At 52.5% G+C, this 21915-nt stretch carries 21 protein-coding genes; 12 read left to right on the top strand and 9 right to left on the bottom strand.

The genetic code is table 11. The features are described from left to right. The first annotated feature begins 28 nt into the window (after positions 1-28). The gene (locus ABJU74_RS05845) at positions 29-745 is read left to right on the top strand and encodes a response regulator (protein ID WP_348383980.1); all 717 of its coding nucleotides are present in this window, start codon (positions 29-31) and stop codon (positions 743-745) included. Beyond that, complete coding sequence (locus ABJU74_RS05840) at positions 742-2274, top strand: ATP-binding protein (protein WP_348383981.1); 1533 nt, start codon at positions 742-744, stop codon at positions 2272-2274. Before ABJU74_RS05845 ends, ABJU74_RS05840 begins: the two co-directional genes overlap by 4 nt. Here the strand turns inward: ABJU74_RS05840 and ABJU74_RS05835 are convergent. Then, positions 2271-2960, bottom strand: a complete 690-nt coding sequence (locus tag ABJU74_RS05835; protein WP_348422839.1) for a hypothetical protein — start codon at positions 2958-2960, stop codon at positions 2271-2273. The genes ABJU74_RS05840 and ABJU74_RS05835 overlap by 4 nt on opposite strands. Before the next feature lie 308 nt (positions 2961-3268). Between ABJU74_RS05835 and ABJU74_RS05830 the strand changes: the two genes are divergently transcribed. Further along, positions 3269-3613, top strand: a complete 345-nt coding sequence (locus ABJU74_RS05830; protein ID WP_348383983.1) for a hypothetical protein — start codon at positions 3269-3271, stop codon at positions 3611-3613. Positions 3614-3634: 21 nt separating this feature from the next. On the opposite strand, the gene ABJU74_RS05825 is transcribed toward ABJU74_RS05830, so the two are convergent. Then, on the bottom strand, positions 3635-4123 hold the full coding sequence (locus ABJU74_RS05825; protein WP_348383984.1) for a hypothetical protein: 489 nt from the start codon (positions 4121-4123) through the stop codon (positions 3635-3637). Positions 4124-4386: 263 nt separating this feature from the next. On the opposite strand from ABJU74_RS05825, the gene ABJU74_RS05820 reads away from it, so the two are divergent. Beyond that, the gene (locus ABJU74_RS05820) at positions 4387-5304 is read left to right on the top strand and encodes a retron St85 family effector protein (RefSeq protein ID WP_348383985.1); all 918 of its coding nucleotides are present in this window, start codon (positions 4387-4389) and stop codon (positions 5302-5304) included. Next, the gene (locus ABJU74_RS05815; protein ID WP_348422838.1) at positions 5234-6211 is read left to right on the top strand and encodes a retron St85 family RNA-directed DNA polymerase; all 978 of its coding nucleotides are present in this window, start codon (positions 5234-5236) and stop codon (positions 6209-6211) included. Before ABJU74_RS05820 ends, ABJU74_RS05815 begins: the two co-directional genes overlap by 71 nt. Before the next feature lie 200 nt (positions 6212-6411). Here the strand turns inward: ABJU74_RS05815 and ABJU74_RS05810 are convergent, their stop codons facing one another. Continuing rightward, on the bottom strand, positions 6412-7083 hold the full coding sequence (locus ABJU74_RS05810) for a PEPxxWA-CTERM sorting domain-containing protein (protein ID WP_348383986.1): 672 nt from the start codon (positions 7081-7083) through the stop codon (positions 6412-6414). A gap of 355 nt (positions 7084-7438) precedes the next feature. On the opposite strand from ABJU74_RS05810, the gene acnA reads away from it, so the two are divergent. The 3 genes from acnA to ABJU74_RS05795 are packed head-to-tail and all read left to right on the top strand — an operon-like array spanning position 7439 to position 11354. Further along, on the top strand, positions 7439-10117 hold the full coding sequence (gene acnA, locus ABJU74_RS05805) for an aconitate hydratase AcnA (protein WP_348383987.1): 2679 nt from the start codon (positions 7439-7441) through the stop codon (positions 10115-10117). Between the two features lie 44 nt (positions 10118-10161). Next, positions 10162-10815, top strand: coding sequence for a carboxymuconolactone decarboxylase family protein (locus ABJU74_RS05800; protein ID WP_348383988.1), 654 nt, complete (start codon positions 10162-10164; stop codon positions 10813-10815). Beyond that, a complete protein-coding gene (locus ABJU74_RS05795) occupies positions 10812-11354 on the top strand; it encodes a VOC family protein (protein WP_348383989.1) in 543 nt (180 codons plus the stop codon). The genes ABJU74_RS05800 and ABJU74_RS05795 overlap by 4 nt, the downstream gene beginning before the upstream one ends. On the opposite strand, the gene ABJU74_RS05790 is transcribed toward ABJU74_RS05795, so the two are convergent. Continuing rightward, positions 11351-12121: a sulfite exporter TauE/SafE family protein gene (locus ABJU74_RS05790; protein WP_348383990.1), complete on the bottom strand. Its 771-nt coding sequence runs from the start codon at positions 12119-12121 to the stop codon at positions 11351-11353. The two genes, ABJU74_RS05795 and ABJU74_RS05790, sit on opposite strands and share 4 nt — an antisense overlap. Before the next feature lie 70 nt (positions 12122-12191). Continuing rightward, positions 12192-12830: a TetR family transcriptional regulator gene (locus ABJU74_RS05785; RefSeq protein WP_348383991.1), complete on the bottom strand. Its 639-nt coding sequence runs from the start codon at positions 12828-12830 to the stop codon at positions 12192-12194. 158 nt (positions 12831-12988) lie between these two features. On the opposite strand from ABJU74_RS05785, the gene ABJU74_RS05780 reads away from it, so the two are divergent. The 3 genes from ABJU74_RS05780 (at position 12989) to ABJU74_RS05770 (ending at position 17598) form a co-directional block, all read left to right on the top strand. Continuing rightward, complete coding sequence (locus ABJU74_RS05780) at positions 12989-14560, top strand: DUF389 domain-containing protein (RefSeq protein WP_348383992.1); 1572 nt, start codon at positions 12989-12991, stop codon at positions 14558-14560. Positions 14561-14625: 65 nt separating this feature from the next. Then, positions 14626-16005 (top strand): DUF4139 domain-containing protein, encoded by a 1380-nt coding sequence (locus ABJU74_RS05775; protein ID WP_348383993.1) that lies wholly within the window; start codon positions 14626-14628, stop codon positions 16003-16005. A 3-nt stretch (positions 16006-16008) separates the two neighbouring features. Then, positions 16009-17598: a hypothetical protein gene (locus tag ABJU74_RS05770; RefSeq protein WP_348383994.1), complete on the top strand. Its 1590-nt coding sequence runs from the start codon at positions 16009-16011 to the stop codon at positions 17596-17598. A gap of 93 nt (positions 17599-17691) precedes the next feature. On the opposite strand, the gene ABJU74_RS05765 is transcribed toward ABJU74_RS05770, so the two are convergent. Together ABJU74_RS05765 and ABJU74_RS05760 are read right to left on the bottom strand one after the other, a co-directional pair. Next, entirely contained in the window at positions 17692-18108 is a 417-nt protein-coding gene (locus ABJU74_RS05765; protein WP_348384035.1) for an acyl-CoA thioesterase, read from the bottom strand. Continuing rightward, positions 18101-18400, bottom strand: a complete 300-nt coding sequence (locus tag ABJU74_RS05760; RefSeq protein ID WP_348383995.1) for a hypothetical protein — start codon at positions 18398-18400, stop codon at positions 18101-18103. Before ABJU74_RS05760 ends, ABJU74_RS05765 begins: the two co-directional genes overlap by 8 nt. Before the next feature lie 141 nt (positions 18401-18541). Between ABJU74_RS05760 and ABJU74_RS05755 the strand changes: the two genes are divergently transcribed. Continuing rightward, on the top strand, positions 18542-18970 hold the full coding sequence (locus ABJU74_RS05755; protein ID WP_348383996.1) for a CBS domain-containing protein: 429 nt from the start codon (positions 18542-18544) through the stop codon (positions 18968-18970). 10 nt (positions 18971-18980) lie between these two features. Here ABJU74_RS05755 and ABJU74_RS05750 read toward each other — a convergent pair whose 3' ends face one another. Together ABJU74_RS05750 and ABJU74_RS05745 are read right to left on the bottom strand one after the other, a co-directional pair. Further along, positions 18981-19799 (bottom strand): TIM barrel protein, encoded by an 819-nt coding sequence (locus ABJU74_RS05750; protein WP_348383997.1) that lies wholly within the window; start codon positions 19797-19799, stop codon positions 18981-18983. A gap of 43 nt (positions 19800-19842) precedes the next feature. Next, positions 19843-21360: a lipopolysaccharide biosynthesis protein gene (locus ABJU74_RS05745; protein ID WP_348383998.1), complete on the bottom strand. Its 1518-nt coding sequence runs from the start codon at positions 21358-21360 to the stop codon at positions 19843-19845. Positions 21361-21915: the final 555 nt, after the last annotated feature.

The raw sequence follows: 21915 nt of genomic DNA, 5'->3' as shown, positions 1-21915 counted from the left end.
TTTGTGCCAGCTATGCTAGGTGAAACCCATGTCCGGACAGACGCATATATTATTGGTTGATGACGAAGCGAGTTTGCGCGAACCTTTGGCCGAATATCTCGCCAAGCAGGGTTTTCGCGTGCAGCAAGCCGGCGACGCCAGTCAAGCGCGGGCAGTGATGAATGCCTTCACCTTCGATATTATATTGCTCGATATCATGATGCCCGGCGAAGACGGATTGAGCTTTTGCCGCCATGTCCGGGAAAAAACTGAAATCCCGGTAATTTTTATTAGCGCCAAAGGCGAGGAGCTGGATCGGGTGGTTGGCCTGGAATTGGGGGCCGATGATTATGTCACCAAACCGTTTAGCCCGCGCGAACTGGTCGCCCGCATCAAAACGGTCTTGCGCCGGCTCAGCGGCACCAAGTCAGTGCCGGCGGGTCAGGGCACAATTTATCAATTTTCCGGTTGGACATTGAAAACCGATCAGCGCAGTTTAATCGATAGTGAGGCAGTTACAGTGCCTTTGTCGAGCGGCGAATATGACATGTTGCTGGCCCTGTTGTCGCGGGCCGGACAAGTGCTCAATCGCGACCAGTTGCTGGACATTACCCAGGGCCGCGAAGCCCATGCCTTTGATCGCGCGGTCGACAATCAGATTAGCCGATTGCGCCGCAAGATTGAGGCGGAACCGAAAAACCCTGAAATTATCAAAACCGTGTGGGGCGGCGGCTATGTGCTGGCCGGAGACGTGTCGATATTATGACGCGTTTTTTGCCCAAAAGCCTGATCGGGCAACTGCTCTTGCTGGTCGCGGTCACTTTGTTGGTGGCGCAAGCGATTAATATCATATTGCTCTATCGCGGCGCACAAAATCAAAAAATCATTGAAGCCTCGGTATCGGCGGTTGGCCGGATTACCGGCGAGATTGAGCGGATGAACGACGGCCGGATCCGGCCCCCGCGCCGCGGCCGGGAGGATCGTCCGCGCCGCCGCCGCAATCGCCCCAGCATGACCGCGCAAAGCGTCATCGATCCGCAGCATCCCCGCTTGCCGGCCGTTGAAGACCGCGCCATTCTGGCCTTTGAGAATATGGGCGTGGTGGTGCAAAAAGTCGAAGCGGCCCGAGTTGACAGGCTGCCGCCGGCGCTGATCGACAATGTCGTGGGCCATGGGCGCGGGAGGTTAAAGGCCCTGCGCGCGGTCGGGATCCGCAACCGGCCAGATCTGACCGATGGCTATATTCTGATGGCAGCGCAGCTGCGCGACGGGCAATGGCTGAATATTGCCGCGGTGGTGCGCGATCGCAATCCGCTCTTGCTGCGTAGCTTAGTGGTCCAGACCCTGGTCATTTATCTGATCCTGCTGCTTCCGCTCATTTGGCTCGGGCGGAATATTTCGCGTCCCCTGCAGGCGCTCACCCGCGCCGCGCAAAATACCCAGCCCGGCGAGCGCACCGCTGTGACCGAAAGCGGCCCGCCCGATACGCGCCAGCTTATCGCCGCCTTTAACGCGATGAATGTCCGGGTCGACGCGATGCTGGGCGAGAAAGACGTCATGCTCGGCGCCATTGGCCATGACCTGCGCACCCCGCTGGCGGCCTTGCGGGTGCGGGTGGAAAGCGTCGAAGATGACGAGCAACGGCAAAAAATGATCGCTGGAATTGATGATATGGACCGGACGCTGGACGATATCCTGTCGCTGGCCCGGCTCGGCCGCGGCGATGAAGCGGTCTTGCCCACCGATATCAGCGCGCTGATTGAAACCGTCGCCGATGAGTTTACCGATCAAGGCAAAGCCGTGTCCTTCACCCGCAGCGGCCGGATCACCGCCCCCATTCGCGCAACTCTGATCCGCCGAGCGCTGCGCAATCTGATCGGCAATGCCGTGACTTATGGCCAAAGCGCCACCATCATTGTGGAAAAGCCGGGGGATATTCCGGTGGACCAACGGGGGGATAAGCAGGGGGATAAGCTGGCGGATAAGCAAGGGGATAAACCTGTGGATAACCACGCGCATAAAAGCGGGGACAAAGCGGGGGACAAACCGGCGGACAAATATGGGGATAAGCTGGCCATCCATATTGATGACCAAGGCCCCGGCATCGCAGGCGATCAGATCGAGGCGATGTTCGAACCCTTTGCTCGCGGCGAGACATCGCGCAACCGGGCGACCGGCGGCTCGGGCCTTGGCCTGACGCTGGCCCGCGCGATCATGCGCGACCAAGGCGGCGATGTGACATTGGAAAACCGCCCCGAAGGCGGCCTGCGCGCGACGTTGATCCTGGGGGTCTAGCCGCGCCGCGATAGGAAATCCGCCCCGCCGCGCTCGGTGCGCAATTTTTCGGGCACCGCCCGGCCGCGCGCATCTTGCGCCACCCCGCCGGGATGCCGCGCCAGAAATTCCGCCTTGGCCTGTTCAAACGCCTCGCCGTCAAGCCATTTCATCTCCTCCGGCAACATCACCCGCCCGCCCGCGACAAAGCGCTGGACCGCATCGACCAGTTCATGGGTCATGCCCTGACCGGTGCGGATATTGAGACTGCGGCTGCCCGCCCGGACCAACTTGTCACTAATCGCCTGAAGCTTTTCCGCGAGCCGGTCCTGAGATTGTTCCGGGGGCGCCCAATCCGGATCCGACCCCGGCGCGGGCAGGGCAGGCTGCTGCTGGGCGATCATTGCGCCTACACCCGCATCACCCCCCGCTTCACCGGCGGGCGCAAACCGCCCCCGCGCATCGCGGCCGGCGCTGTTGGTGTCATGCTGATAGAGCAGGCGCAGCATATCATGGGCATATTTGGTGCGCTGGCCCACGACCTTGCCATGATACCAGATATCTTCCTCCACCCCCTCAACCGCGCGCTTCCACGCAACCTCACCAATGGTCGTTTCCGCCCGGCGCAGCGCGAGCGCCCAGCGTTCGGCAAAGGCCGGACTGCGCTTGCGATGGCGATAGGCGCTGGTCGCACTAATTTCCGCCATGCGGCTGGCGTCCCGCACGCAGCGCGTCTTGGCCAGCGATTCAATAAAAATATTCTGCCGCTCCGCCGTCCAGCCATCATGGCGCACGCGATACGGCTTTTCGCGAGGCGGCGGCGGCGCCTCTTCGCTGGGGACGGGCAGGTTGGCGGGAGGGGACCTGTCATCAGACGGATCATTTTCCATGGGGGGAGCAGCCCTTTCGTTCCTGATATGTTCCTTTGATTCGAGCCGGTGTATCAAAGACTGGGGGTTGTAGGAAAGGGGGTTTTGAATTTGCCAACGCGCCATCCGTCCGATAGCCAAGCGCCATGCAGGTAGAGATTTTTTCCGGTGAGATTTTAATCGGGCGCAGCAATTTGGATCAGCTTGATCCACCCATGGGTGTGGCGATGGGGGCGTTTGTTCCCACCGAGGCCTATGACCGCATTCGGCATGCCAATAGTATTGAAGGTGAATTTATCGCTTATAATGGCCTAACCCTGATCGTTCGGTCGAGCGAATATGGCGAGATAGTCCATCAGGGTGTTCATATCGAGGATTATTCAGACAATTTGGCCGAAATCCAGATCAGCGTGATTGGTATTCCCTATCCGGAATATGAAAGCTATTTCTCTGAATATGACCATTATCGCAAATATAATGATTTGGATTAGGGCGCTTTAATGATGGGATTGTCACCGTAACGCCAGTGCCACCTGATCAATAAACGCCCGTTGCTCCGCTGTGTCTGGCACGGGAACACCGCGGGCCTTGCTGGTCAGTGCGACCGCCTCTTCCACCGAATGATCAAAGCCAAGCAGCGCACAGCAAACCGCCATTCCGGACCGGCCAATGCCCGCCCGGCAATGCACGGCAACATCTTCGGCATTGCGGAGCCTTGTGATGATATCGGCCACCAGATTTTGAAAAGGCTCTGGTTCGGGCAGCCCGCGATCCGTTATCGGAAACTGGACAAAATCCATACCGCTTTCCAGACAGATCGCGCCCTCATCGACCAGAGAAAGCTCTGATGCCTCCTGCGGTTCCAGCATGGAGATAATGGTGTTGATCCCCATGGCGCGATAATGGGCCATATCCTCGCGCAACCATTCACCCGAAGGCTTGGGCATGATGAAGAGATTGCCGGGCAATTTCGAGGCTACGAGATATATTGATGGTTTCATTGAAGCAGTGTTTCCTATCGTATCCTAAATACCGATAATATGTTGAATAAGTTTAGTTTCTTTATTGGGAACTACTTGCTTGACAAAATGCCTTGACTCGAACAATTTAAATTTACTTACGCGTAGTCACTGCAATTGTCGGGCGTTTCGCTAGACTTATCGTGATTGGTTACAATTAGGGCGTGCTTAGAGTCGCAAATCATTCGGCTCCTTTGCGTCGCCCAATAATTTGCGACTCTAAGCAGCGCATTAAGGTAAGGGTTGTGAATTCTCGAGCTGAAATCTTTTTTGAAAAAGTGAAGCTCGAGAATTCCAACGTCCTGTATCCACAAGATATCGTTTTTCTTTGTGGAGGGAGTTATGCGAAAAAGGGATCATATTTATCCTTTCGTGACTTTATCTATCGAAACAAAGCTGATGTTCTGGTTGGTAGAAAAGTAATTCTTGCTGAAGATGCAGCCAAAAAGTTTGATGCAAAGATATATGACGATTTGCTCCAATTTGAGGCCCATATAGCATCAATTTCTCGTTTAGTTTTGCTGGTGTCGGAAGGACCAGGTGCAATTGCAGAATTGGGCGCATTTTCGCAGATCAGTGAGATTCAACCTAAGTTATTAGTCTACTTAAATTCTGACCACTACCGAGAAAATTCATTCATCAAAGATGGCCCAATTCGTTATTTGGAGCGACATAACGAACAAAGTGTTTGGGAATTTGATTGGGACATTAACGATGACGGCTCGGTTGAATTTCAGCATGAATCAGAATTGCAAAATGCAATCCGACAATCGATTGTTCTCTTCAAGACTTATCAACCTCGAACCGAGAAGTTCGACGCAAAAAGGGTTGGGCATCTAATCCTACTTACCGCAGGGATTGTGAGCGCTCTTAGCTGCTGTAAAATAAGAGAAATAATGACAGCTTTCGAGATCCTTTCGATACCGATAAGAGAGAAAGAAGTTCGTAAGTATATATTTTGTTTAGAGTTGTTTGGATGGGTTCGTTCGGTCAAGCGAGATACCAGATACTATGTATCCCTTACCGAGAGCGTTCCTTTCATTTTCAAGCCAACAGGTCCATTCTTCGAGCTCGATAATATTCGTGCTCGACATGATATTGTCCACGCTTACGATGAAAATGATCCCAGACTATCTGTGTTGGACACCATCAGAAGTGGATAATTACCTAGATAGCTTGGCCGACCTGTGTCGCATGAAGAAGAGCGATGTGACTGCTGTCGTGTTGTCTGCAGAGCGGAGATACAAGACGTACTTTATTTCGAAAAGAAATGGTGGCTTGCGTCAAATCGCTCATCCCGCGCGCGAGTTAAAAACTTTGCAACGCGCTTTAATCAAAATTTCCCCTGACAATCTTGCGGTTCATGAGTCGGCGTCCGCTTACGAACCCGGCCGCTCAATTCAAAAAAATGCTCAACTCCATCTCTCTAGCGAATGGTTGGCAAAATTCGATTTTGAAGACTTCTTCAACTCGATCACAGCAGATTCATGGCGACAGTTTCTCGAAACGCAGGGCATTGAACAGCCGTATATAGATATCTCCAGCCGACTCTTTTTTTGGAAGCGAGGTGCCAGTCGGATCATGCGATTATCAGTTGGAGCGCCGAGTTCACCATTCGCTTCTAATAGATTTATGTATCCGTTCGACGTCGAGGTAAGCGAATTTTGCCGTTCGCACAATTTGACCTATTCGAGGTATGCAGATGATATTGCAATTTCATCTAGCGAAAAAATCGACATAAAGTCTCTGGAACAAAAGTTAATTTCATGCTTGCCTGACTATTGGAAAGGCAGTCTGAATGACGTTAAAACGAAATTACTCGGCCCCGGTAACCGCAAAACAGTAACAGGCCTAGTTTTGAGTAACGATGGACGTGTAACAGTTGGGCGTTCCCGACGACGTAAAATTGAAGCTATGGTGTGCAATTATTGTCGAGGTGATCGAGCTATCAACCAGCAAGTCATCGCCGGTAACTTGGCTTTTCTGAAAATGGTTGATCGCGATGCTTACGTTAGGTTGAAAAGTAAGTTTGGAAAAAACCAAGACCTCTTTAGCTCGGCCAGCAAATGAAAATACCTTCACGTTCGAAATTACGGTGACAGTTTACTAAATGCACCTAAATTCTAATGTCCGCTTTCGGGATGAAGCAGTCACAAAATAACGGCATAGCAATGATCAAACTGCCCGACGGGCAGAGCAATATCACCCCCGCAAAAAAGCCCCACCGGATTGCTCGGGCGGGGCTTTGAGATTTTGGTTATGCGTAGCGCTTATGCGTAGCTGACTTTCACATTGGCTTTGCGGGTTCGGCGCAGCGCACCGCCAATGGCACCAAAGCCAAAGATCATAAACGCCCATGTTGCCGGTTCGGGTACGGCCGCTGCCAGACCACCTGCTTGGATAATCAGGAAATCGCCGGAAAGGGTGAAGGATTTTATGCCAACGCCATCGCCGTCAATTCCGCGAAAATCAAATGCATTTACAGCGCCGGGTGTCGAAATAGGGGCCAAAGCGGTCAGATCAAATGACCCGATCAGATTGTCGTTAATATCGAAGGCTGCAATAGTCGCGTTGTCGCCGTTGTCAGGCGCGTAGTTCACCATCCCTCCGAATGAGGACACCACGCTGTCGAATGTCAATGTGACGATTGACGTTCCATTATTGGTCCCGATAATATCAACATCGGAGGTTACTACTCCATTGCCGTCCAGGCCATAACTGCCAGCGCCGATTACGGAATTTGATGCGCTAGCCGAGTAGGTTATACCGCCTGGCAAGGCAAATGGCCCTGCCGAAAAAACAAATGGGTTACCAGCGAAGCTGCCAATGTCCAAAGTTGGGCCGGTATATCCCCCTGCTGAAGTGAGCAAGGTTGCTGCGGAACCCGGCACCGCGGTGAGCGCCATGGTTGCGGCAACTGCCGAATATATAATCTTTTTCATATCATCCCTCTGTTCAGGTCGGGCCTGACCCTCGCCGGGCGGCCCTGGATTTTGCGAACCCTGCGGGGCTTATAGCGAAAAATTGAGATATTGCCAGAATATTAACCATAATGGACTGGCCAGCTGGATGATGAGAATATTGTGCTCCGGACTTGATCCGGAGCCTAGGGTGTTTGCCGATAGCGCTGCTTAATTTCACCTTGGGTTCCGCATCAAGTGCGGAACACGTGCACCCCCCCATTGCACCCCGGCACCCCCTGCGCTAAAGCGCTCTCGAACATCGATTCATATGCTAGTTTGCGCCTTGTTGGCCGCTTTCCTCAAACCGGCAAAAAATTAAAATAAGGGACGAAACATGACCACCACCGGACAAGACTCACTCGGCACGCGCGCGACGCTTAATGTCAATGGCACGGGCTATGCCTATTATTCGCTCGCCAAGGCGGCGGCGAAGCTCGGGGATATCGAACGCTTGCCCTATACGCTGAAAGTCCTGCTCGAAAATATGCTGCGCTTTGAAGATGGCGGCCACACCGTGGCGGCTGGGGATGCGCAGGCGGTGGTCGACTGGCAGAAAGAGGCCAAGAGCAGCGCCGAAATTCAGTACCGCCCGGCCCGTGTGTTGATGCAGGATTTTACCGGTGTTCCGGCGGTTGTTGACCTCGCGGCGATGCGCGACGGGATTAAGTCGCTGGGCGGCGATGCGCAGAAGATCAACCCGCAGGTGCCGGTGCATCTGGTGATTGACCACTCGGTCATGGTCGATGAGTTCGGCACGCCGCAGGCTTTCGAGAACAACGTGGCGCTGGAGTATCAGCGCAATATGGAGCGTTATGAATTCCTGAAATGGGGTTCCAAGGCGTTTGATAATTTCTCCGTGGTGCCGCCCGGAACCGGCATTTGCCATCAGGTGAATCTGGAAAATATTGCGAAAGCCGTCTGGTCCTCGAAAGATCAAAATGGCGAAATGGTCGCCTATCCCGACACCTGTGTCGGCACGGACAGCCATACGACGATGATTAACGGCCTTGGCGTGCTCGGCTGGGGCGTGGGCGGCATTGAGGCGGAAGCCGCGATGCTCGGCCAGCCGGTATCGATGCTGATCCCCGAAGTGGTCGGGTTCAAGCTGACCGGCGAACTGGCGGAGGGTATTACCGCAACGGACTTGGTTCTCACCTGTGTGCAGATGCTGCGCGAAGTGGGCGTGGTCGGGCGCTTTGTGGAATTTTATGGTCCGGGCGTGGCGGCATTGTCGCTCGCGGATCGCGCGACCATTGCCAATATGGCACCGGAATATGGCGCGACTTGTGGTTATTTCCCGATTGATGACAAGACGCTCGATTATCTGCGTCTGACCGGGCGCAGCGAAGCGGATATCGCTTTGTGTGAAGCCTATAGCAAGGAACAGGGTTTCTGGCGGCTTGATGACGCGCCGGAGGCGATTTACACCAAGACACTGTCGCTCGACATGACCAGTGTGGTGCCATCGCTGTCGGGGCCCAAATTGCCGCAGCAGCGCGTGTCCATGGCGGATCTCGACGAGAGCTTTAACAAGGATATTACGGAAGTGTTCAACAGCGCCGATCCCGACAAACGGGTCGCGGTCGACGGCGCGGATCATGATCTGGGCCACGGCGATGTCACAATTGCGGCGATTACGTCCTGCACCAACACCTCCAATCCCAGCGTGTTGATCGCGGCCGGTCTGGTGGCGAAAAAGGCGCGGGAAAAAGGGCTGGAGCGCAAGCCTTGGGTGAAAAGCTCCTTGGCGCCGGGATCGCAAGTGGTGACCGACTATTTGAACGAAGCGGGCTTGAGCGATGATCTCGATGCGCTGGGCTTTAATCTGGTGGGCTATGGTTGCACCACCTGTATCGGGAATAGCGGGCCGTTGCCGGCGCCGATTTCCAAGGCGATTAACGAGAATGATCTGGTCGCCGCTTCGGTGCTGTCGGGCAATCGCAACTTTGAGGGCCGGGTGTCGCAGGATGTGCGGGCTAACTATTTGGCGTCGCCGCCGCTGGTGGTCGCCTATGCGCTCAAAGGCACGGTGCGCGAGGATATGTACGAAACGCCGATTGGGCAGGGCAGCGATGGCGAAGATGTGTACTTACGCGATATCTGGCCGACCAATGACGAGGTCAATGCGGCCATGGGCGGCGCGGTGTCTCGCGAGATGTTCGAGAGCCGTTATGCTGATGTCTACAAGGGCGATGCGGCTTGGCAGGATATCGACGTGACTGGCGGCGATACTTATCAGTGGCGGGCTGGGTCGACCTATGTGGCCAATCCGCCCTATTTTGATGGCATGACCATGACGCCCGAACCAGTGGGCGATATTATTGATGCTAAGACATTGGCTTTATTGGGCGATTCGATCACGACCGACCATATTTCGCCGGCCGGTGCGATTAAGGAAGACTCGCCTGCGGGTGAGTATCTGCGCGACCATCAAGTGGCCAAGCAGGACTTTAACAGCTACGGCAGCCGCCGCGGAAATCACGATGTGATGATGCGCGGAACCTTCGCCAATATCCGCATCAAGAATGACATGGCCGATGGCAAAGAAGGCGGTTACACAAAATATAATGGCGAGATCATGCCGATCTACGACGCCGCCATGCGCCACAAAGCAGATGGCAATGAGCTGGTTGTTATTGGCGGGGAACAATATGGCACCGGCTCGTCGCGCGATTGGGCGGCGAAAGGCACCAACCTTCTGGGCGTGCGCGCGGTGATTGTCGAAAGCTACGAGCGTATTCACCGGAGCAATTTGGTTGGCATGGGCGTCTTGCCCTTGCAATTTGCGGAAGGCGTGGATCGCAACAGCTTGAATCTTAATGGCAGCGAAAGCTTTACCATTAAAGGTGTTGCCACGCTCGAGCCGCGCCAAACCTTGGCGGTAGAAATGACGCGTGCCGATGGGTCGACCGAGACATTTGAAACACTCTGCCGGATCGACACTGCGAACGAGATGGAATATTTCCTCAACGGCGGAATCTTGCACTATGTTCTGCGAAATCTAGCAGGCTAGTCAGCTCGAAAAATATATGCATAGTCGGGGCGTAGGAGAAACCCATGCCCCGACTGCGCGAAATCCCTCGTTCTGAAATAACCGACGAATATGTGTTGGCGCTTTATGCCACTTTGTTCGGAGACCGCGATCCGGTTGCCGAACCGGGTACTACGACAGGAACGCCGGGCAACTGGTGGACTGTCTTTGCTCAGGTTCCCGACGCGTTCAAACATACAACCGAAGGCTTTGGCTTTTATCGATCACCCAATCGCAAGCTCGATCCGAAGCTTCGTGAGCTCGGCCAAATTCGCGCTGGCTATGCTACCGGATCGCAATTTGTTTATTCCCAGCACAGCAAGGCAATGCGTTTTGAAGGCTATTCCGAAGAGCAGGTTAAAGCGATACCCAATTGGGCCGTAGCCGATTGCTTTAGCCCTGTTGAACGCGCGGTTCTGGCTTATACTGATGCTCTTGTGCTGGAACGCGGGCGGGTATCCGATGGTGTCTTTGCTGCGCTCAAGGAAAATTTGTCGGAAGTCGAAATTATCGAGCTCACCTATATCACATGCACTTATATGATGCATGCGGTCATGAGCCGTGCGCTGCGTCTCGAGTTTGACGATGTCGAGGAGCGTGTTACCGAAATCCCTGCCCCTGAAGGAGCAACGGCCGATGTCATGGGTATGGTCGACAAACGCAAGGAGACCGATACATGAGCTATCACCATCTCGCATTAGCCGCCAAAGACATGGCTGCAATTCATCATTTTTATGAAAATATTATGGGCTTTGAGCTGGTGAAGGTTGAAGTAGCGCCGGTTATTGGCGGCGGTTGGGGCAAGCATTTCTTTTATCGCATGGGCGGCGATGACAGCAAATTTATAGCCTTTTGGGAATTGAACGACACACCAGGACAAGAAGATTATGCCTATGATCTGAATGAGGCCGCAAAGACACCGCAGGGCACAAACCATTACAGCTTTTCCGTCGACAGTCCGGAAGAATTAGAAGCATGGCGGAAAAAATGGAATGCCGCCGGTTTGGATGTCCTAGAAATAGATCATAATTGGTGCCACTCGGTTTATACGCGTGATCCCAATGGCAATATGGTGGAATATTGCCTGACAACCGGTGCATTTTCGGAGCAGGATCGCGCGCGCGCCCTAGCGGCTTTGGACGAGCGGGAAATGAACGCTTCGCCGCCGCCAGCCATGATGAAGCAATGGCTTGCTCAGGAGACTGAGACCCAGTCTTAAAAGAGTTTAACCAAGGCAAAGCTCGCGGCGATACCAAGCAGGATCACAACAAAACCGCGCCAAACGGGTTCCGAAACACTGCCAAAAAATTTCGCTCCAAGGTGATTGCCGCCGATCATTAACGGGCAAGCAAGCAGGCTTAATATCAATATTTTCTCGTCAATCATTCCGCGCCAAAATGCGGCGATGGTGGCCATGGTCGCAGCCGCGAAGAAAATTGTGATCATTGATGCTCTCGCAACAGCCGGCGCGACCCCTTTGCGCACAAAATGCAATATAACCGGCGGCCCCGGCATGGCGGCAAATCCATTAAGCAATCCGGAAAGAGACCCGACCAGCAATATCTGCAGTGGCGCTTCATTCAATGCCGGTGGCCGCTTCATCATGAACGCCAAGAAGCTCCCAATGGCAATGGTTGTAATGATCACGCGCGCGATATCAGTGGTCACTATGTCGAGCAGCCACAGCCCCGCCGGTGTCAGCAAGCAGGAAAGAGCAGCTATTTTGGAAACCATCGAAATATCGATTAACTTAACCGCCGGCCGGATGCCAAAGGGACCGATGATCAGCTGCATCAATATGGCCATAACCACCGATGTCACCGGGGAGACCACAAGACTAATCAGCGGAACAGCGAGAATGGCGTAGCCGAATCCTGTCAGACCCCGAAAAAAGGCCGCACCGAAAACAATCAAACATACCAACAGAAACGAAAATGCTGGAAGTCCGGCATAGGCGTTAAGCCACAAGGATGCGGTTTCAAGCATGGCGGCTCTTTGCGCATTTTATGGTCGAGAGCAACCAACTATTTCTGCTGCCCGTTGTGAAGCTTGGCCGCTAGCTTGCGATATGGAGTTCTGGTTTTTTCTTACTATCCTGCGCACGCGCTTTCAGACCGGTCAAAATAGTATCAATGACTTGTTGCAACCGCGTTTCATCGGCCAGATGCATCATATCCATCATCAAATTCGGATTGCAAAAAGGTTGAACCATAGTGTTGACCAGAGAAACAATTTGATCGAGTTCCAAGCCTTCAAAATATCCGGCCTCCATGGCTTCTGCGAGGATTATCGCCATATAGTGGTCGGTCAGGTCGACATAGCCGCGGATCACGTCAAAATGTTGATCTCCCAATTCCATATAGGATCGAAAGAGATCAGGATCTTCTTCAAACCGCGATCTTTTGATCAACAATCGTCGAGCGAAAAATTCATAGAGTTTTTGCTCCGGTGGCAGGTCCGCTTCTATCAAATCTTCGATAATTGAAATTAATTCTGCAAACCAACGACCTGCCATGGCTTCTGCCAGTTCATCCTTACTTTCATAAAAGCGATAAACGTTAGATTGGGACATTCCGGCTTCTGCCGCGAGATCAGTGATCGTGAAGCTTATGGCTCCGCGCTCGCGAATAATGGCTTCCGCGGTTTGAATTAATTTTTCACGACCGGCTTCAATGTCGGTTTCGGGACGTGGCATGGGGGGGCTCCTGTTTCGCTACACGTGGTCTGACCTATATAGGTGATACGGTTTTATGATAAAAGATATTATTATTTATTTTTCAATTACCTCAAAGGTAATTTGACAATTGGGGGTAGTTTATTGTCGATTGGGGTGAGGGGAGCCTATAGAAAAATATGACAGAAAAAACGCCAGTGGAATCCGATGCTTCTGCTTTAAAATCCGACAAACCGGCCGGACCGTTTGAACCGGTAACGGGCAGCATCTTATTATTTCGGCGCTGGTGGCGGGTGGTCGTCTGTTCAGGTGTGAAGCAGCAGGCCGTGATCCAAAAGGTTAAAGAAGACAGTCATTTTAACCCGCGCTACGCCTTCATGACCTGCATGTCGGCGGGCATTGCGATATTAGGTCTTCTTTTGTCTTCACCGGCCGTTGTCATTGGTGCGATGTTATTATCGCCGCTCATGGGGCCGATAATGGGGGCTGGCTTTGCCTTGGCTATTGGCGATTATGCCTGGCTGAAAGAAAGCACCAAAGCGATTATATTGGGGACATTGGTCGCGGTATTATTTGCCGCATTTGTGGTGGCGCTTTCTCCGCTGCAAACGGTCACTACCGAGATTGCCTCTCGGACAAGGCCGAATTTGTTCGATCTTGCCGTCGCCTTATTCTCGGCATTGGCCGGTGCTTATGCGATGATCCGCGGCCGCATGGGAACGATTGTTGGTGTGGCGATTGCCACCGCTTTAATGCCGCCATTGGCCGTGGTCGGATTTGGCGTTGCCACCTTGAACATGTCGGTTTTTGGCGGATCGCTTTTGCTTTTCTTCACCAACTTGATGACGATCGCTTTGATTGCGGCCGGAATGGCGCGGCTTTATGGCTTCCGATCCAGTCTGTCAGAACGACAGTCGCAATTTCAAATTGGGGCTATCGTGTTGATATTTGTCGGATTGGCTATTCCACTGGGATATTCATTGCAGCAAATTGCTTGGGAGGCGAATGTTTCGCGCCAGGCCAATGGCTATATAAAAGACCAGTTTAGCAGCCGGGCGCGGGTATCGCTGATGGAAATTGATTGGGATGCGGAGCCAATTTTGATCAGCGCATCGGTATTCACGCCAAATATTGTCACGGATGCGGAGCAGCAAAGTGCGCGCGTGCTCAGCCGCACTTTTGATCGTCCCATCGCGGTGGCGATCGAACAATTTCGAGTAGAGACCGGCAGTGACGCTGCATCGGCTGAACTTACCGCAGCGCGAGCGCAACAAGCCCAGGAAGCGGAAATACGGGTGGTCAAGTTGCGGGAAAATTTGGCGCTTGTTGCCGGCGTGTCGCCTGATGATGTGATCATTGATACGACTCAGCGCCGCGCTGTTGTTTCTGCCAAACCGTTGCAAGGCGCGACACTGAATACCTATTATGCACTGGAACAGCGCATTGCCAAACAAGCGGAAGACTGGACAATAGAAATCAAGCCTCCGGTCGTCACATTGCCCGCTCTGGCGGTCACTGACGGTGAAATTACGAAACAATCGGCTGTTCAACTGCCGGTTATTGGCTGGGCTGCGGCGCGTATCCAATTGCCTCTCGGTGCTTATGGATCGCCCGAAAATATTGAAATAGCGAAGAAAATACTATTGGATAGCCATGCGACAACCATCACTGCTGCTGGATTGGGAGAGGATCGCGGCATTGTTCGCTTGCGCTGGTTGTCGCCAGCAAATGCTGAACAAGAAGCGGAATAATCGTTTAAGTTACATTCATTTTTGCCACGTTAAGCCGTGCAATAGGAACGATGGAGAGAGAAATTATGAGGATTCTTGCTTTAACAGGCTTGGTATTGGTTACCTTAGCAACCCCGGCAATCAGCCAGTCTTCTGGACAAGGCGATATATCCGTTACCATTTACAATAATAATCTGGCGTTGGTGCAAGATACCCGCCGCCTGAATATCCCCTCTGGCCGTTCGGTTCAGACGTTCCCGGGAGTGTCTGGTCAAATCCGCGCTGAAACCGTAGGGTTTAATGCGGCCAATACCGGCATTGTCGAACAGAATTTTGACTATGATCTGCTTTCCCCGCAAAAGTTAATGGAAAAAGCGGTGGGAGAGACGGTCACAATCGTGCGGATTAACCCTGCCACCGGCAAGGAAACCCGGGAGCGCGCCAAAGTGCTGGCGGCCAATGGCGGCGTCGTGCTGCAAATCGGCAGCCGGATTGAAGTGCTTCGAGATGATCGCCTCCCGACACGTGTCATTTTTGATAAAGTCCCGAACAACTTGCGGGCGAAACCTACGCTTTCCGTCACGTTGAACAGTACCCGCGGGGGAACGCGGCCCGCGCAGCTTAGCTATCTTACCGGCGGCATGGGATGGAAAGCTGACTATGTGGCCTTGTTCGACGAAGCAGCTGGCAAGATGGATGTACAAGGTTGGGTGACGCTGACCAACACCACAGGCACCACCTATAATAATGCCAAAACTTTATTGGTGGCTGGAACGCCCAGCGTGAATGGGCAAAGAAACCGGGGTGGCCGCAATAATATCCGCCGGGCGGGTACGGAGTCTGCCAACCGCGAATCACTGGGCGATTTTTATCTCTATCCGCTGGCGGCGCGCACGACCATTGCCAATGCCCAGACCAAACAGGTTAGTTTCCTCGATGTAACAGGAGCGTCTGCGCAAAAAGCCTATGAATTTACCAACCGCTGGCTCGGCACCCAAAATGAACCACAAAGCGCGGCGACAGTTTTGCAATTTAGTGCTTCGGCAGATGGCGGCCTTGGCGATGCGCTGCCCGCCGGTACGGTCCGGGTCTATATGAAAGACGCCTCCGGCCAACCACAATTTATCGGTGAAAATACTATCGGCCATACACCAATGGGATCGGAACTGGGGTTGAAAACCGGTGAAGCATTTGATGTGAAGGTAAAGCCGACGGTGACCGAACGTCGCCGTTTGTCGAGCAGCAAATGGCGCAGCAGCATGTCCTATGAAATATCCAATGCCCGTTCGACGCCGGTCACCGTATCGGTGATACAAAATGGCTTGGATTTCTACTGGAGTGACACTCGCATTGTCACCGAAAGCATGGCCAGTAAGCGGCGCTCCTCCAATAGTATTGTTTGGAAAGTCCCGGTTCCGGCCAATGGACGCGCGACTGTCACGGCAACCTTTGAGACACGGTTCTAAGCCATGATAGTGCGGGCGCTTATCGCCTTTATAGCTTCGACCCTAGCGCTACCAGCAACAGCGCAGTCCGATTTGCCGGCTACGCAATGGGCGCGCCAGACAGTCACGTCCGATGGACCGTCATCCGTATCGGTGACGGTTTATCGCGATCCTTGGCGGTCTGGTGACAACGGGATGATTCTCAAATATTTGCGCGGCTATGCTTTGATCACAGAACAACGCACCATTAGCTTGCCAGCAGGAGAAGTGGATCTGCGGTTTGAAGGGGTTGCCGGAGGGATTATCCCCCAATCAGCGATTGTCACCGGTTTGCCCAACGGCGTGATGGAGAAAAACCGTGATGCGGCATTATTGTCGCCATCGGCCTTGCTGAATGGCCATATTGGTCGATCGGTTTCAATCCGCCGCACCAGCGCTGCGACAGGACGGGTAACAGAATATGATGCCCAGATTCGAACCGATGCTAGTGGCGGCGTCATTGTGCAAACGGCTGAAGGTTTTGAAGCGTTGCGATGTACCGGACTGAACGAAGCTATCATCTATCCCGCCATTCCGGACGGATTATCAGCAAAACCCACATTGTCGGTCAAAAGCCGGGTTTCAGTGCCCACCCGGGCAACCGTCACTTTATCGTATCTCGCCACCGGTTTTGACTGGCAAGCCAATTATGTCGCAACGGTCAGCGCTGATGGTCAATCTATGAATTTATTCTCTTGGGTTACTTTAGCCAATGGCGATGAAACATCCTTTGTAAATGCGCAGACCCAGGCTGTAGCAGGTCAGCCCAATAAAGGCCGAGACTCTATCGTGCGGGCGATAGGTAACGCAATATCTCTGAGATGTTGGCCGCAAGCGACAACCAGTGATATATCGGTCAAAAGATTTGAACGGGCTAGAGCGGAATCACGATTTTCCGGACGAGTCTTGGCATCGCCTGCGGCGATGATGGAAGCGCAAAGCGACGTTGTTACTGTAAGCGGCGCCAAGCGTGTGCAAGCACAGCAGGAGGAATTGGGCGATCTCAAGCTGTATCGCATTCCTGTTCCTGTGACGGTGGCGTCGCAGAGCCAAAAACAGATCGCCATGTTTGAAAAAGGCGCGATTCCGTTCGAACAGATTCACGAAGCAGAAATTTATGCGAAAAGCTACGTAGAAAGCAACACTCTGGCGAAGACGCTGCGCTTTCAAAATAAAAAGCGTGATGGATTGGGGCTCGCCTTGCCGGCTGGGAAGTTGGTTGCCTTCAAAAAAATGTCCGGGGAAAAACTATTGTTGGGCGAAGGCGGCCTAGATGACAAGGCCATTGGCGAAGAAGTGGAAGTGACAATTGGTCAAAGTCCGCTGGTTCGCTATCAACTGAAATCTGTTGCCGAAGTTGATAATGATTCCAAAAGCCATGCGGATATGGAACTAAAAATCACCAATGCTTCCCGATCGGATGCGCAGGTGGAAATTCTCTTATTTCATCAAGATGATCACAAGCTTAAAAGTTTCAGCCGGAAAATCGGTCGAAAAAATGGCAAGCATTTCTGGAAAGTGGTGATACCTGCAAATAGCGAACGGGTCTTGCGGTATCGTGTGGTTCGCCGCTAACTGACGATGCTCGAGCTTATTTGATTCTGGCCATATTTATTGGCGCGCATCCCCATGCAGACGGCTATGCGCGGCACTCAAAAATTGCAAAATTCAATCGGAATATTTGGATTTCGAACTATCTGGAATGGATCGCGGACGGTGGTCTTCATCCAGGGCTACAAAAGTGAATAAACCGCTGGTTACCGGTACATGCTCTTCGCCGCGATTGCGTTCGGCAACGACATCTATTCTCAGGCTTACCGATGTATTGCCGATGCGTTCCACCCGCGCATAGACAGAGACAATGTCGCGAGTCAGTATCGGGGCAAGAAAGGACATGGCTTCGATCGCAACCGTGGCGGTGGACCCCTGCGCTACCCGAGCGGCCATGATACCGCCGGCAATATCCATTTGGGAAAGAACCCAGCCGCCAAATATATGGCCGTTATTGTTAAGATCACGGGGTTGAGGCGCGACGCGCAAAACCGGTTGCAGCTTGATCAACGCTTTCAGATCGTCTTCACTCATCGGGTGAGATTTCACTGCTGACGGGATCATCAATGCACTCGTCATGGCCAGTGCCGCTGGACATAAAGACCAGGCCCATAAGCGCAGAGGTTAGCAGCAAGGCAAAGCCTATACCTGCAGCGGTTGCGATATACATATGCACGGAAACCAGGCCATGGAGATAATAGAGCAAGCCCAACGCGATGATTACACATAAGAATGTAAGCGCGCTCATCCAGCGCATCAGCCGCCAGTAACGCGACCAAGCAATGCCCGCAGAAAGGGGATCATCAAGCTGTGAGGGACCAGGCAATAGATATCACTCCATTTGATTGGAGGTTTCTTTGGACCGAATTCTTATCTCCATCAAGTCCAACTTCTCGTAAAACTATGCTATATATTTTGACGGCAAAAAGAATCGACGACTAAAACAGGATATGAAGAGAGGGCGCGGATGACAATTCAAGCGATGCTACAAGGACGGGATGGAGCCATTTTCAATTGTACAACGGATCATAATGTTGCGGATGCGGTCGCGATATTGGCTGATAAAAGGATTGGGGCGCTCCCTGTTTTGGACGGCGAGAAGGTCGTAGGTATTTTCTCTGAACGTGATGTTTTGCATTGCTTGGAAAAATTCGGCACTGAGGCGATGACAAAGTCTGTTGCGGAGGTAATGACCGCCGATGTTATTTCTGTGGATTTGCAGAAAAGTGTCATCGGCGCGCTGTCGCTCATGACCAAACGCCGTATTCGTCATCTGCCTGTGGTGGAAGGCGACCAGCTTGTTGCCTTTATCTCGATAGGTGATTTGGTGAAATATCGTATCGACAAGATTGAAAGCGAAGCTGCGGCAATGCGGGATTATATTCAAAGCGCGTGACCTTTGGGCCTTAGCGCACCGAAATTCCGATAGATTTAAAATAAGCCATTGATTGCTGGAAAACGGCCTCGGCACGGGCAACCGGATCGGGGAAGGAATCGCGCAACGCTTTTGATCGAACCTCTAAGCTGAAGGGCGTCGCCACCGGCAAAGCGGCGATAAGATCTGCGATCGGCAATTGCCCACCGCCGGGAATAGCCCGTAAATCAAGCGCATCTTCTAAGTAAGAATCAAAATCGTCCAGACAATGCAGGTTACCATCACATAATTGGCAATAAGGCAGCAATTTGCTGTCGATGGCGGGGATGGCCGCTATGTCATGACCAGCTCTTTGAAAATGCAGACTGTCGATAAGAACACCGGCGGCCGGATGATCACAGCGGGTAACAATGTCCAATGCTGAATCGAGCGTCTGGACAGCGGTGATCATTAAAAATTCCAGACATATCCGCATATCGGATGGCGCCGCCCATGCGCACAGTTGATGCAATGCGGCTGCGGTTCGCTCTGGATCTGGTTCGGCGCTGACCACCAAAACATGATCGGCATCCAATTCCTGTCCGGCTTCAATGATCAGCCGATGGTCATCGGTCAGCGCGCCGCCCTCTGGAATCCAGATCACCTCCACATCAAGGATAGAAAGCTCATATTGCGAAATTGCGGCCATGGTGCGTCTTTTCTGTTCAGCGGTCCATCGGCCGGGTTCGATGGTGAAGCCCACATGGCGAAAGCCGGCCGCTCCGGCGGCCGCGGCAATCTGATCCGGTAGGAATTCCGGCAGCGTTCCCGCTGCCAAGGAAAGGTTATGGATGGAGAGATTAAGGGCCATGGCCTGTGCCTAAACCAAAGTTCTTGTCGATCAATACACGCTTTTAGGAGGGGCTTGTGGTTGGCGATGTATCTGTTTCGGGTACTGGCTCAGGCGGCTTTTTGCGAAACACTAACTGGATGACTTCTATCAGTGTGGGTTTCGCCAAAACCCATAAGAGTCCGACATAGGACACCCCCCCGATGGCAACCAAAATAGCCAGCCGTAAATATACACTCATTTCGGGAAGCAGTTGATCCGCCAGATAAACAATCGCTGCCATGGCAATAGAGGTGGAAAGGCCAGGCCAAAGAGAGGCGGCTAAATCGCGTCCGCTAATGCCGATATGCTTATAGGATTGCAGAAAAGTGAACAATGTCAGCAATGGAAATGCGATGACCCAGCCCCAAGCCAGTCCAATCGCCCCCCATTGCAATCCGATAATGAACGTCACTGGCATCAAAATGGCGCCTACAAAAGAAGCCCGTGCCGTGATTTGCGGTTTACCGACGGCATTATTCGCAGGAGCAAATAATATCTGTAATGTCATGACGGGCATGGCCAATGCCAGAATGGCAACAAAGGGAGCCATCTCAATCCATTTCGGCCCGAACAAAGTACCGACAAGCGGTGTCGCGGTTACCGACATACCAAAATAGAGCGGGCATGATATCAACATGATGAGCCGCACCGCCTTGAGGAACGACCAGCTCAGTGCCTTGCTATCATCTTGCAGTCGTGAATAGGCGGGGAAGGCGACTTCATTGAGCGGGGGAACAAATTTGGCGGCAAATATTGTCGTCAGGAACAGGGCTTCGGCATATAATCCTAGATCATGTGGACTAAGCACACGTCCGGCAATGAAGATGTCGGACTGGCTTTGAATCGTCCAGAATAAATGGCTCGCCAATAAGGTTGCTCCGAATCCAAACATCGAACCGGCGCCTTTAAAGTTGAAACTGGGCCAGACAAAAAAGCGCACCGCGATGATCAGGCAAATTGCTCGCGTCCAGAATATCGAGAGCGGCGCATATATAAGCGTCCAAACACCATGACCGTTCAGGGCAAAATATAAAGCCACTGCGGCGCCGACTGCGGCTGAGATTAAATTGATGATGGCCGGTTTCTTAAATTCGAGATTCCGCGTCATTAAAGCCTCGGGCAATACCATGAACGGAGTTGCTAGAAATATCAGCGCCTGAACGCGCAGCAAGTCTTCGACTATCGGCTGGCGATAATAGTCAGCCGCCATTGGGGCGAGTAATATTTGCAGAATCGCAATGCCGCCATTGAGGAGCAATAGCATTCCAAAAGCCTGTCGAATCTGGATCGGTTCGACTTTTTCAGCCTGAATAATCGAACTGGCGAGGCCATAGCCGTTCATAAAGCTCAAAAAAACGAGAATGACCTGGGTCATTGCAAAAATACCGTAATCATTGGGGTCGAGTATCCGGATGACCGCCAAGGTCGAACCCCAGGCGATGATCTGCGCTAGTATCTGGGTACCAGAACGCCAGAATACTGCGCTTCTCACGCGGTTTCCGAAATTACCATCAGTGGTTATAGATGCATTGTTACTCACTAAAATACTCTTTAAAAACGTCCCATAAACAGCGTCAAAACCCTTCTTAAACGCCAAATGCAAATTTTTTTGAAACAAAAGTGAAAAAGTGTGTTGACGGAATCATGCGACCCGCCTAGAGACCTTTTCACCGGCACGACGCGGCTCATACGGGCCCCACTTTGCTGGTCGTCAAAATTTAGTAACAACGGTTCTCCCCGGTAGCAATAGCGGGAAAAATCGTTGTCTGCGTTTTGGTCGGGCTCTTTGACATTGTAATAATAGATGAAGGGACATGTGGGCGGCGGCCCCAGACCCGGGAACTTCAAGGTTCCGGTGTTCTGGTAAATTAAGTCGTTCCATAGGTTTCATATTAAGGCTCACGCTTTGATATGTTTCCGAACATGTCCTAAATATGTATCCATATACGTAATTAAGATTTGTGCAGGAACGGCTCCTTGAAATGAAGCTGTTTCGGTGGATGGCAAACTTCGGTTTGTGCCACCATTACAGGACATCAAACTTGAGAGTTTGATCCTGGCTCAGAACGAACGCTGGCGGCATGCTTAACACATG

Source organism: Parasphingorhabdus sp. (genome assembly GCF_039982415.1).
GTDB lineage: Bacteria > Pseudomonadota > Alphaproteobacteria > Sphingomonadales > Sphingomonadaceae > Parasphingorhabdus.
Note: the sequence above shows the minus strand (reverse complement) of the source record. Positions and strands in the feature narration are given on the sequence as shown.

Excerpts from the sequence above, each read along its gene's own strand:
- ABJU74_RS05765 (WP_348384035.1), bottom strand. The coding sequence starts at position 18,108 with ATGAGTGAAGACGATCTGAAAGCGTTGATCAAGCTGCAACCGGTTTTG.
- ABJU74_RS05810 (WP_348383986.1), bottom strand. The coding sequence starts at position 7,083 with ATGAAAAAGATTATATATTCGGCAGTTGCCGCAACCATGGCGCTCACC.
- ABJU74_RS05845 (WP_348383980.1), top strand. The coding sequence starts at position 29 with ATGTCCGGACAGACGCATATATTATTGGTTGATGACGAAGCGAGTTTG.
- ABJU74_RS05775 (WP_348383993.1), top strand. The coding sequence starts at position 14,626 with ATGAGGATTCTTGCTTTAACAGGCTTGGTATTGGTTACCTTAGCAACC.
- ABJU74_RS05835 (WP_348422839.1), bottom strand. The coding sequence starts at position 2,960 with ATGGCGGAAATTAGTGCGACCAGCGCCTATCGCCATCGCAAGCGCAGT.
- ABJU74_RS05840 (WP_348383981.1), top strand. The coding sequence starts at position 742 with ATGACGCGTTTTTTGCCCAAAAGCCTGATCGGGCAACTGCTCTTGCTG.
- ABJU74_RS05795 (WP_348383989.1), top strand. The coding sequence starts at position 10,812 with ATGAGCTATCACCATCTCGCATTAGCCGCCAAAGACATGGCTGCAATT.
- ABJU74_RS05785 (WP_348383991.1), bottom strand. The coding sequence starts at position 12,830 with ATGCCACGTCCCGAAACCGACATTGAAGCCGGTCGTGAAAAATTAATT.
- ABJU74_RS05790 (WP_348383990.1), bottom strand. The coding sequence starts at position 12,121 with ATGCTTGAAACCGCATCCTTGTGGCTTAACGCCTATGCCGGACTTCCA.
- ABJU74_RS05815 (WP_348422838.1), top strand. The coding sequence starts at position 5,234 with ATGATATTGTCCACGCTTACGATGAAAATGATCCCAGACTATCTGTGT.
- ABJU74_RS05780 (WP_348383992.1), top strand. The coding sequence starts at position 12,989 with ATGACAGAAAAAACGCCAGTGGAATCCGATGCTTCTGCTTTAAAATCC.
- ABJU74_RS05800 (WP_348383988.1), top strand. The coding sequence starts at position 10,162 with ATGCCCCGACTGCGCGAAATCCCTCGTTCTGAAATAACCGACGAATAT.
- ABJU74_RS05750 (WP_348383997.1), bottom strand. The coding sequence starts at position 19,799 with ATGGCCCTTAATCTCTCCATCCATAACCTTTCCTTGGCAGCGGGAACG.
- ABJU74_RS05770 (WP_348383994.1), top strand. The coding sequence starts at position 16,009 with ATGATAGTGCGGGCGCTTATCGCCTTTATAGCTTCGACCCTAGCGCTA.
- ABJU74_RS05830 (WP_348383983.1), top strand. The coding sequence starts at position 3,269 with ATGCAGGTAGAGATTTTTTCCGGTGAGATTTTAATCGGGCGCAGCAAT.
- acnA (WP_348383987.1), top strand. The coding sequence starts at position 7,439 with ATGACCACCACCGGACAAGACTCACTCGGCACGCGCGCGACGCTTAAT.
- ABJU74_RS05825 (WP_348383984.1), bottom strand. The coding sequence starts at position 4,123 with ATGAAACCATCAATATATCTCGTAGCCTCGAAATTGCCCGGCAATCTC.
- ABJU74_RS05755 (WP_348383996.1), top strand. The coding sequence starts at position 18,542 with ATGACAATTCAAGCGATGCTACAAGGACGGGATGGAGCCATTTTCAAT.